General features: G+C 61.0%; 8 protein-coding genes, 1 rRNA gene and 1 pseudogene. 9 read left to right on the forward strand and 1 reads right to left on the reverse strand.

Annotated features, from left to right (window positions below; translation table 11 throughout):
• The 9 genes and pseudogenes from icmH to KVO92_RS22935 all read left to right on the forward strand — a co-directional run.
• Positions 1-873, forward strand: a complete 873-nt coding sequence (icmH, locus tag KVO92_RS22525; protein WP_217477798.1) for a type IVB secretion system protein IcmH/DotU — start codon at positions 1-3, stop codon at positions 871-873.
• Between the two features lie 15 nt (positions 874-888).
• Positions 889-4,428 (forward strand): type VI secretion system membrane subunit TssM, encoded by a 3,540-nt coding sequence (tssM, locus tag KVO92_RS22530; RefSeq protein WP_217477799.1) that lies wholly within the window; start codon positions 889-891, stop codon positions 4,426-4,428.
• On the forward strand, positions 4,428-5,162 hold the full coding sequence (locus tag KVO92_RS22535; RefSeq protein ID WP_217477800.1) for a PP2C family protein-serine/threonine phosphatase: 735 nt from the start codon (positions 4,428-4,430) through the stop codon (positions 5,160-5,162). The genes tssM and KVO92_RS22535 overlap by 1 nt, the downstream gene beginning before the upstream one ends.
• Positions 5,159-6,151, forward strand: coding sequence for a serine/threonine-protein kinase (locus KVO92_RS22540; protein ID WP_217477801.1), 993 nt, complete (start codon positions 5,159-5,161; stop codon positions 6,149-6,151). The genes KVO92_RS22535 and KVO92_RS22540 overlap by 4 nt, the downstream gene beginning before the upstream one ends.
• 19 nt (positions 6,152-6,170) lie before the next feature.
• Complete coding sequence (tssI, locus tag KVO92_RS22545) at positions 6,171-8,216, forward strand: type VI secretion system tip protein TssI/VgrG (RefSeq protein WP_217477802.1); 2,046 nt, start codon at positions 6,171-6,173, stop codon at positions 8,214-8,216.
• A 35-nt stretch (positions 8,217-8,251) separates the two neighbouring features.
• Positions 8,252-8,488 (forward strand): hypothetical protein, encoded by a 237-nt coding sequence (locus KVO92_RS22550; protein ID WP_217477803.1) that lies wholly within the window; start codon positions 8,252-8,254, stop codon positions 8,486-8,488.
• Positions 8,449-9,453, forward strand: a complete 1,005-nt coding sequence (locus tag KVO92_RS22730; protein WP_254621646.1) for a glycoside hydrolase family 19 protein — start codon at positions 8,449-8,451, stop codon at positions 9,451-9,453. The genes KVO92_RS22550 and KVO92_RS22730 overlap by 40 nt, the downstream gene beginning before the upstream one ends.
• The gene (locus KVO92_RS22560; protein WP_217477804.1) at positions 9,450-10,244 is read left to right on the forward strand and encodes a hypothetical protein; all 795 of its coding nucleotides are present in this window, start codon (positions 9,450-9,452) and stop codon (positions 10,242-10,244) included. Before KVO92_RS22730 ends, KVO92_RS22560 begins: the two co-directional genes overlap by 4 nt.
• Positions 10,245-10,313: 69 nt before the next feature.
• Positions 10,314-10,520, forward strand: a pseudogene (locus KVO92_RS22935) (contractile injection system protein, VgrG/Pvc8 family); the annotation flags it as partial.
• Positions 10,521-11,393: 873 nt separating this feature from the next.
• Here KVO92_RS22935 and rrf read toward each other — a convergent pair.
• Positions 11,394-11,474: ribosomal RNA gene (gene rrf, locus KVO92_RS22940) — 5S ribosomal RNA — on the reverse strand; the annotation flags it as partial.

Genomic DNA, 11,474 nt, shown 5'->3' on the forward strand with positions numbered 1-11,474 from the left:
ATGATCAGAGAAATGGACTACGCACAGGATGACAAGACGGTCATCCTCAACCGCAAGGGCGACGCACCGGCCCACAGCCCGCTGACCGATTTCAGCGCACCGCCGAAATTCGAACAGCTTGAAGAGCGGATGATCTACGCCGCACGGCTGCGCCCCGCCGAGACCTTCAACATCAGCCTCAACCCGCTGGTTGCCGCCGCTTCGTCGCTGCTTTCAGAGGTCGTACGGCTCAAGCACAGCTACGAGGGCGAAGACCTCCAGGCGCTGAACCAACGCCTGTCGGGCGAATTGAAGCTGTTCGAACACCGCGCCCTACACGACGGCGCCGAGAGCAGCCAGGTGATGGCCGCACGTTATGTGCTGTGCACCGCAATCGACGAGGCCGTGGTCACCACGCCCTGGGGCAACGAGAGTGAGTGGTCGCAGATGAGCCTGCTGTCCTCGTTCCATAACGAAACCTTCGGCGGCGAGAAGTTCTTCCAGCTGCTCGAGCGGCTGTCTCGCAATCCGGTCAAGCATCTGCCGATGCTGGAACTGATGTACCTGTGCCTGTCCCTCGGGTTCGAGGGCAAGTACCGGGTCATGCCGCGCGGCATGCTCGAGCTCGAGGCAGTACGCGACAGCCTCTACCGCCAGATTCGCCAGCTGCGCGGCGACGTGCCGCGCGAGGTTTCCCCGCACTGGCATGGGCTCAAGGACACGCGCCGACGCCTGGTGCGCATCGTGCCGTGGTGGATGGTCGCGCTCTTCACTCTCACCTGCCTGGTCGTGCTTTACAGCGGCTTCGCCTGGGTGCTGGGCGAGCAACGCGACGCCGTTCTGCATCCCTACCAACCCGCCGATCCGACCCTGCAGGTCGAGCCCAAGCCGTAACAAGGACGTAACGCCATGAAGGATTTTTTCGGCAAGCTTGCCGTGTTCTTTCGCAAGACCTGGGTATGGAGCCTGTGCGTCTTGCTGTTTCTTGCCCTGCTGGTGTGGTTCATCGGCCCGCTGTTGGCCGTGGACGACTACAAGTTCTGGGAATCGACCACCAGCCGCCTGCTGACCATTGCCGGGCTGTGCCTGGCATGGGGTCTGCTGATGGTGTTTGTCAGCTGGCGCAGCACGCGCCGGAAACAGGCCGAAGCCAGCGACGAAGAAGCCCAGGAGCGGCTGCGCCGCGAAGGCCTGATCAGTGAGGAGCAGGCCATCCTGCGCCAGCGCCACCGCGATGCGCTGCGCACCCTGAAAAGCTCGAGCCTATACCGCGGGCGCAGCGAAAAGTGGCGCAACGACCTGCCATGGTATTTGCTGCTCGGCCCTCAGGGCAGCGGAAAGACCTCCCTGCTGGATTTCTCCGGTCTGGACTTCCCGCTCAACCGCGGTGAGAACCAGCGCCTGACCAAGGACGTCTCCGGCACCCGCTACGCCGACTGGTATTTCGCCGACCATGCCGTGCTGATCGACACCGCCGGGCGCTATCTGACGCAGTCCGATGCCGCGGTTGACGCCAAGGCCTGGGACACCCTGCTCGGCCTGTTGCGCCGGCGCCGTGCACGGCCACTCAACGGTGTTCTGGTCAACATCCCGGTCGAATCCCTGCTGCAAGCCAGCGAGATCGAGCTCGAAACACTGGCACGCCAGAGCCGCCAACGCCTGCACGAGATCCACCAGCGCCTGGGGGCGGATGTCCCCGTCTATCTGGTGCTGAGCAAGGCGGACCAGATACTCGGTTTCGATGAGTTCTTCGACCAGCTCTCGCGCGAGGAAAGCGAGCAGGTGCTCGGCGCCAGCTTCCGCAAGGAGCAGAACGGGACCGACACCAACGTGATCCGCGCGGAGTTCGAGGAGCTGCTACGCCGCTTGAACAGCCAGGTCATCCTGCGCATGCATCAGGAGCGCGACACCCAGCGCCGCGGCCGCATCCTCGACTTCCCGCATCAGCTTGGCCAAATTGGCGAGCGCCTGTGCCTGTTCGTCGAACTGGCATTCTCCGGCAACCGCTACCAGCGGGCCAGCCAGCTACGCGGCTTCTATCTGACCAGCGCTCCCCAACTGGAAGGAGCACTCGATCCGCTGACCAGCGGCATCGGCCGCAACCTGGGGCTTGCCACGGGCACGCTGCCGAGCTTTCGCAGCGGCCGGGCACGCTTCATTACCCACCTGCTCAGCCGCGTGATCTTCCCCGAGGCCGACCTGGCCGGCCTCGACCAGAAGGAGGTCCGCCGCATCGACTGGGGCCAGCGTGCGCTCTATGCCGCCAGTTTCGCCTGCCTGGCGCTGTTCGGCGCGCTCTGGGCACAGGGTTTTTCCAGCAACCATGCGCGCCTCGAGCAATTGCGCAGCCTCGCCGAGCTGATCAGCGACGAACACCAGGGGATCGACGCGCAGGACGGTGCCTTGCGCACGCTCAAGGCACTGGATGCCAGCTATGCGGCCACCCAGGCATTCCCAGAAAAAGGCGAGGTGTCCTACCTGCAACGGGGCGGGTTGTATCAGGGTGAACATGTCGATCCGACCCTCCACCAGGCGTACCGCCGCGAACTCGAAAGCCTGCTGCTACCGCGTGTCGCTCGCCAGCTCGAAACTCAGATTCGCGCCAACCTCGGCGACCGCGAGCGCCTGCTCGGCAGCCTGCGTGCCTATCTCATGCTCAACCTGCCGGAGCGCCGCGACGATGGCTTCCTCGAGCAATGGCTGGCCGCCGACTGGTCGCTGCGCTACGCCGGCAATGCCGTTGCGCAAAACGGGCTGAACACGCATTTCGAACGCCTGCTGGCGGAGGACTTCGCGCCCTACGCGCTCAACGACAGGCTGGTCGCCGAGGCCCGCCAGGTCCTGCGCAGCGAATCGCTCGCCACTGTCGTGTACCGCATGTTGCGCGACCAGGCGCGCAACCTGCCCGACTACCGCTTCAGCCAGCGCCTCGGCCCACAAGGTGCACTCTTTGCCGGCAGCGACTACGCCATTCCCGGCTTCTATACCCAGCGCGGCTACCAGAGTTTCTATGTCGCCCAGGGCAGCGATCTGGTCCGCGAAATCCTGCGTGACAACTGGGTGCTGGGCGAAGGCGACAGCCTCAGCCTGAAGGACCTGAGCCGCCTGATGGTGGAAATGGAACAACTATATTTCCGCGATTACGCCAATTACTGGGGCGAGGCGGTGGCGCAGCTGAACCTGGAGCCGATCGCCGGCGCCGCGCAAGGCTCGGCCTTGCTCGGTGGCCTCACGGCGGCCAACTCACCGTTGCTGCAACTGCTGGCTGAAATCCGCGACAACACTCGCTTCAACGGTGCGGCCGACGCCGCGAGTGACGCGGCCGAAGCTGCCGATGCGCTGGGTGAAGCGACGCCCAAGCTCGGCAAGGCGGCGCGGCTCGCCTCGGCGGCCGCCGAGCAGACCCAGGCGGCGTTGGCCAAGAATCTCCCGGATACGGCACGTAAAACCCTGGAACGCCGCTTCGAACCCCTGCATCGGCTGCTCGATGAGAACGGCGGAGCCAGTGGCGAGCTGATCCCGACCTTGCAGGCGCTCGACGCGCTGCAGCTTCAGCTCACCGGCCTGGCCCACGCCAGCGCACCGGAACAGGCGGCGTTCGAGCTGGCCAAGGCGCGGATGAGCGGCCAGCGCGACGCCATCAACGGGCTGCGCACCGCTGCCGCCCGCTTGCCGCAGCCGATCGGCAACTGGCTCGGCCTGCTGGCCGAGGACAGCTGGACGCTGGTGTTGAACGATGCCTACCAGTACCTCAACCAGCGCTACCAGGGCGAGTTGTACGCCTTCTACAAGGGCTCGCTGCGCCAGCGCTATCCGTTCAGCGCCAACAGCGAGAGCGACGTGGCCATCGCCGACTTTCGCGAGTTCTTCAGGGCCCAGGGCGTGGCGGACGGCTTCTTCGATCGCTACCTCAAGCCCTTCGTCAGTGCTACCGCCAGCGGCTACCAGCTGCGCCGCGTAGAGGGTCGAGGGCTGCCCCTGTCACGCGAATTCCTCGGGCAGATGCGCCACGCCCAGACGATCCGCCTCAGCTTCTTTGCCGAGAACCCGAACGAGCCGCAAATCCGCTTCAAGCTCGAGCCCTATTCGCTGGACTCGAGCCTGGGCCGCGCCGACTTCCGCTTCGGCGACCAGCACCTGGAGTACCGCCACGGCCCGATCCTGCAGACCGCCTTCACGTGGCCAGCGGAAGCCGAGCAGGGTCGCACCAACCTGGTGGTCGAGGAGCTTGGCGGTCGCCGCATCGGCATCGAGAAAAACACCGGCCCGTGGTCGCTGTTCCGCCTGCTGGATCTGATGCAGGTCGACTACCACAGCGGCCGCGACGTGCTGATGCTCAAGGCAGACCTCGACGGCCGCCACGCCAACTTCCTGCTGCACAGCCAGCGTTCGCCCAACCCGTTCGACATCGCGCTGCTGCGTGACTTCAAGCTTCCGGCGACGCTGTGATGGTGACGACACGCCCGGCCTACCCCTGGCGCAGCGCGGCACGGACCGACACCGGCAAGGTCCGCGCCCGCAATGAAGATGCGCTTCTCGATACGCCCGAAAAAGGACTCTGGGCGGTCGCCGACGGCATGGGTGGCCACCAGAACGGGGCGCTGGCCAGCCGCCTGATTGTCGAGCACCTGGCCGAACTGCCGGAAGGCGGCTTGCCGAACCGGCTGGTCGCGCTGCGTCAGTGCCTCCATGCGCTCAACCGGCGGCTGGGACACGAACTGACGGTGACCGCCGAGCAGCCCGATCCGGTCATCGGCAGTACCGTGGTCGCGCTGCTCATCGACGATACCCGCGCCGCGTGCGTCTGGGCTGGCGACAGCCGCTGCTATCTGTGGCGCGCCGGGCGGCTCTACCAGCTCTCGCGAGACCATTCGCTGATGCAACAACTGATCGATGAAAAGTCGCTCAGCCCAGAAGAGGCAGCGCGCCACCCATCAGCCCACGCACTGACCCGCGCGATCGGCGCCAGCGAACAACTGGCGCTGGATATCCTCGAGTTCGACGTACACCCCGGCGATACCTTGCTGCTGTGCAGCGACGGGCTCTACCAAAGCCTGTCGCCGGACGACCTGGGCGCCGCGCTCAATGCGCCGTCTCCCGGCCTGGTTCTCCAGCGACTGTTCGATGCCGCGATGGGCGGACCGGCGCGCGATAACCTCAGCGCTGTGGTGATCCGCCGATGAACGAGCCGCTGCGCGCCGAGCCGAGTGCGGACCTCACTTATTTCGCCTTCGCCGCGACAGCAGCCAGCCCGGCCGCCAAGCCGCAGGCGCAGATACCGCCAGGGGCAAGCGAACTGCCACAGGTGTTGGCGGGCCGCTACCGGATCGAACGGTTGCTGGGCGTGGGCGGCATGGGCGCCGTCTATCGGGCCAGGGACCTGCTGCGTGAGCAGTTCGGCGATCCGGAACCCTACGTGGCGCTCAAGACCTTGAGTGACGAGTTCGCCGAATACCCCGACGCCCACGCGTTGCTCTACGGCGAATTCGCGCTGACGGCACGGCTCAGCCATCGGCATGTCGTTCGGTTGTTCGGTTTTGACGTCGATACTGCCAGCGAGCGCGCTTTCATCACCCTGGAGCTGCTCAAGGGGCCAACGCTCGACCAGCTCCTCGTCGAAAACCCGCAAGGCCTCGCCTGGCCGGCCTTACGGGACATCGCCGTGCCATTGCTTCAGGCCGTGGAGTACTCCCATAGCCGCGGCGTGATCCACGGCGACCTCAAGCCGAGCAACGTGATCCTCGCCGATGACGGCCTGCGCCTGTTCGACTACGGCCTTGGCCAGCCCATCGACGGGCTGCTGGAAAACCTGCCGCGCCTGTCGCGCAATCGCTTCAAGGCATGGACGACGCGCTACGCCGCGCCTGAGCTGCTCGAGGGCGAAGAGCCTACGGCGGCGAGCGATCTCTACGCGCTTGGCTGCCTGTTGTTCGAGCTCGCGTCGGGTCACCACCCATATCGCCGCCTCAGTGCCAAGCAGGCCCGTGCGATGGCGCTGGACCAGGAGCTGCGCCGCCCACCCCGTTTTCCCGCGCACGGCTGGCCCGCGCTGCGATCCGCCCTCGCCTTCGATCCCGAGGCACGTTCCGCAAGCCTGAGCCCCCTGCTGGACGCCCTTCTCAACCCAGCGCCGAGCCGCCTGCAGCGCTGGCTCGGGCGCGCCCATGGATGACACGACACAAGGAAGCGCCATGTTCAACGCGGCCAACCAACCCCAGTTCACCCTGACATTCGACGACACGCAGATCGGGCAAGACCTGCAGGTGCTCGCCTTTACCGGCCAGGAAGCCATCAGCCAGCCCTACCGCTTCGACCTTGAGCTGGTCAGCGAGCGATCCGATCTCGAGTTGCAGGGTCTGCTGCACCAGCCCGCCTTTCTCTCGCTGTCGCCGAATGGAGCGGGCGTCCACGGTCTTGTTCACGCCGTCGCCCAAGGCGAATCCGGCAAGCGCCTGACCCGCTATCGGCTGACATTGGTGCCACAGCTGGCTTATCTGGCGCACCGCATCAATCAGCGCATCTTCCAGCACCTCAGCGTGCCCCAGATCATCGCCCGTGTGCTCGGAGATGCCGGCACCCAGGCCGATGCCTACCGTTTCCGGCTCGGTCCCTACCGCTACCCCGAGCGCGACTATTGCACCCAGTACGACGAAACCGACCTGCACTTCATCCAGCGCCTGTGCGAAGAGGAAGGGCTCCACTACCACTTCGAACACAGTCAGGACGGCCATTTGCTGGTGTTCGGTGACGACCAGACCAGCTTCCCCCGCCTCGGCCAGCCGACAGCCTATCTGCAGGACAGCGGGATGGTCGCCGATGAGCCCGTCATCAAGCGCTTTTCCGTGCGTCTGGAAACGCGCACCACCCGCGTCAGCCGCCGCGACTACGACTTCGAGCAACCTCGCCTGGTAATGGAAGCCGCCCACAACGGCCAGACCCAGGCGGCATCGCAACCGGAGCTGGAGGACTACGACTACCCTGGCCGCTTCACCGACCGCGCGCATGGCAAGCACCTCGCCAGCCACGCCCTCGAGCGCCACCGCGCCGACTTCCGTCTGGCCGAAGGCCGTAGCGATCAGCCCAGCCTGACCAGCGGCTATCTGCTGGAAATGTCTGACCACCCACGGCACGAGTGGAACCAGCTCTGGCTGCTGACTGGCGTACGCCACGAGGGCAAACAGCCGCAGGTGCTGGAAGAGTCGACTACCAGCAGCATCCGGCCACAAGACGGCTTTACGCAGGGCTATCGCAACCACTTCACGGCCATGCCGTGGGACGTCCCCTTCCGCCCCGCCCTGCGCCACCCTAAACCAAAGGTACTCGGCAGCCAGACCGCCGTGGTCACCGGCCCCACCGGTGAAGAGATCCACTGCGACGAGTACGGTCGCGTAAAGGTCCAGTTTTTCTGGGATCGAGAGGGTCAATCCGACGACAAGACCAGCAGCTGGCTGCGCGTCAGCTCCAGCTGGGCCGGCGACCGCTACGGCGGCATCGCCATTCCGCGAGTCGGCATGGAAGTACTGGTCACCTTCCTCGAAGGCGACCCCGACCAGCCCCTTGTGACCGGCTGCCTGTATCACGCCGCACATGTCGTGCCCTACGACCTGCCGGCGAACAAGACCCGCTCCGTATTCAAGACCCTCAGCTCGCCCGGCGGTGGTGGCTACAACGAACTGCGCATCGAGGATCGCAAGGGCGCCGAACAGATCTACCTCCACGCCCAGCGCGACTGGGACGAGAACATCGAGCACGACCAGAAGATCAGCGTCGGCCACGAGCGACACGACACCGTCGAGGCCAACAGCTACAGCGAATTCCGCGCCGAGGAACATCTGATCGTCGTTGGCGATCGCAAGGTCGAGATCAAACCGGACGATCACCTGACCATCGCCCAGGCCCAGCACATCACGCTCGGCACGGCCCAGCTGACCAAGGCCGGCCGCGAAATTCACCTGAAGGCCGGGCAAAAAATGGTCATCGAAGCCGGCATCGAACTGACCCTCAAGGCCGGCGGCAGCTTTATCAAACTCGACCCGGGCGGCATCACCCTTTCAGGCCCGCTGGCCAGGATCAATGCCGGCGGCTCACCGGGCAAAGGCTCGGGTATCAAGATCAAGTCACCGGTGCTTCCGGGAATCGCGGACAGCGGCCAGGCGGGGAACTTGTTGGAGCAGGCGCTGGGTAATGGGTCCTCAGAATCCAAGCAGCCCAAACGAATGTTCAGCTTCTCGGGCTGATGGCTTAGGAAGAAATCAATCAAGGATCGGTAGATATGAGCGATACGACCAAGGTCAACAACTGGAGCTTTCCCTTCAAGCCCAAGGAAGGCAAGCTGGACCCCATCCAGCACTTGACCGCGATGGCCAAGGCGGGAGGCGGCTACTATCCCATCGGCAAGAATGGTCAGTGGCATGGCGGTATTCACTTCGATGACAATACAAACTCACTGCTACCGAGATCTGTAGCGCCTTGGCAAAACCCTGGCATGCTCAATCCATTGCGCAGCTGATTATACATTATGAAAGTGAGTGGTTCTGGAAGGCCGATAAGTGGGATGAACTAGATCCATTGATGGGCCATGTTCCATATATTGATCCGAACAAAAACTGGGAGAGCGAAAAGACGCGTATCGAGCAATTGAGTTGGTGGAAAGAGCTAGCAGGGCAGCATGGGATTAGCGTGGAAGGATTAGCTTGGCACGTCCATCCTTCCACGCTTGCTGCCAACTTCAAGAAAGCAGAACATAATACCTGCTCGAAATGCAACAAAAGTATTTCATTAACTTTTGACCTGATGAAAAAGATATGTCCGAAAAGCACAACAGATGACTTCATCCAAGGCTTTATTCTGCACACCAATAGGCTATTTAATAAATACGGAATAACCTCCTGCGCTCAAGCAACCCATCTACTCGCGCAGGCCAAGCACGAAACAAAACGATTTACTGCATTTCGTGAGTCACTCTATTACTCCAGCTACACGGCACAAAGCCTATATAACATGGCGCCCACGGCAATCAACAACGGCTTCACCCGTAAAGGTCTAACCTTTGCCACCCACGCGGAAAAACTTAAATACATTGAAGATCACCTTCTGATGAATGATGCGGGATATGGTCAGCATTGCTTTGGCAGCAACGAATATCCAGAAAATGATTACCGAGGGCGCGGCTTGCTACATCTCACGCATTATTCAAATTATCACCTGTGTGCCTTGGAAATAGGGAGGCCTATTGCTGCTGAGCCTGCACTGGTAGAAAGTGACGTAGCAGTAATTGTCGAAACTGGGCTTTGGTTTTGGAAAACTAACAATCTGAAAACCCACGCAGAAGACGCTAGTCTGACCGAAGAAGATGCCGTGGAAAAAATCACAAGAATAATTAACGGCGGAACAAAGGGGCTTTCCGAAAGGAAGCAGTTTAAACGAGAAATAACCAAGGCATTCATTGAATTGTACGGAGATTGCTCTGCATGAATACAGTCAATAGGTTACTAATCGTTTTTTTTCTTAGCTTTGCAATTAATACATCCCACGCAGGCGGCTCGGCGTGTGCGGAGAAAAACGCAGAAGATGTATACAACCCGATATTGTTGGGTGATAGCAATGCAATACGGTTCAAAAAATCAGAAACACCAATTGTTCCGGATGGAAATATTTTCCCAATAATAATAGTGGAGCAGGAATGCGATACCGAAAACGAAACGCAGTTCGCAGAGCTACCCTATCTTGGAGACCCAGGGGTGGTGGATAGCGCATTCTTGGCAGACTCAGATTTCGACGGCAAGGCAGAGCTCTTCGTCATTCATAGGGTAAGCCTATACTCTGATACAGGTATCAGTTACGGTTCGGACTACTTTACAACTCTGGTATACAAACGCGTAGACTCCCAGAGGTACGAACGGAACGAGCACATCAGCGCATACTTTGGTGAAGGAGGAGACGTTCTGTCATCATCTACTAGCGAAAAGCTCATATACGATTACCCTTTCAAATCCGAGGCAGCCATCAAGAGCAAGCTAGCTTCTGCACAATATAAAGCGTGGCTCGGACAGAGTGGCATTACTACCCGCATGTTACGAAAAGCATACTTACATGATCAGCCAAACGTCACCGACAAAACCTTGAAATATTTGATAGCAGGCGACGAAGTTCTGGTGCTTAATCAGACAGCAGGCTGGCTGGAAGTTGTGTTCCACAACAAGAAAAAGGGCGACATTAAGGGGTGGATTCAGTGCAAGGACACTCTCGAATGTGCCAGCAAATGATGTCAACAGACAAAAAATTGCGAGCTATTTAGCTATGTCAACTTTTTGCGTTGAGAAGTTCTGACGCACCGCATCTTTCAGCACCTAGGTGTGCCCCAGATCATAACCCGCGTGCTCGGAGATGCCGGTATCCGGACCTATGCCTACCATTTCTAGCTCGGTCCCTACTGCTACTCTGAGCGCGACTATAGCATCCAGTACTACGACGAAACCGACCTACACCTCAACCAGCGCCTGTGCGACGAGGAACGGCTCCATTATCACTTCGAACACAGCTAGGATCCCGCCTGTTACACGCCGCTGGAGGATCACTGGCCATCACCCTTCGTCCTTCCCGGCGTACGGCTGTTGAGCACCCGCTTCTACCCCGACGGCTCTTGAAAGGATGGAGCCATGAAACACAACGACGAGATATTCCTCGGATATACGCGAGGGAGCGGTTCGACTGGCATTGGAACATCAATACGACCAAGAATCGGAACGGGAGGCGTTTCTCTCGATTGCCACCAAGATTGGTTGTACCGCTAAATACTGTGCCGCTAGTTACGCCAGGCCAAGAGCGATACTCGCAAACGCGAAGGCCAGAGCAGCGGCAAGCGCAAGCGGATCAAGGCACAGGAACGTAATGCGTGAGTTGCTCGCTCCAGACCAACGAGATCCTACGCAACGCGTCGGTGTATTTGCCCATAAACGCAACTCGGCCGCTACTTCGAGCCATGAAAGCGTTTATCGGCGCGCATCATGCGGTTTTGAGCCAATCTGACGGATACTGCCGATCGCTCCATCGAAACTACGTCCATGCATTCTGCATGGCTGCTACGCGCAGCGCTTCCGCGAGCACGGCGTGACGAGGTGCTGAATGGACATATTTAGTGGGTCTGGGAGGGAGAGCTAGAACCACGAGCGCGCAAGGTCTGGCGGCGCCTCCTGCGCAAAGGTGTGATGCAACGTTACCGCTTCCCGCGCCATCCGTTTCCGTATGCGCATACGCCTGAGCCGCTTGCACCGGTACATCAGTAGGTCCTCACGGCATCAGGCCAGGCCGGTCCTGCCGCGAACGCTGGAGTTCCCGTGATGGTTACTTCAGCTTTTTAGCGCGCAAGGACAAACCCCCGACCATCTGTTGATGATCGGGGGTTTGGTGTAGAAGCTTGACGATGACCTACTCTCACATGGGGAGACCCCACACTACCATCGGCGATGCGTCGTTTCACTTCTGAGTTCGGGATG

Origin of the sequence: Stutzerimonas stutzeri, from assembly GCF_019090095.1 — a bacterium.
In the GTDB taxonomy this organism is placed as follows: domain Bacteria; phylum Pseudomonadota; class Gammaproteobacteria; order Pseudomonadales; family Pseudomonadaceae; genus Stutzerimonas; species Stutzerimonas stutzeri_AN.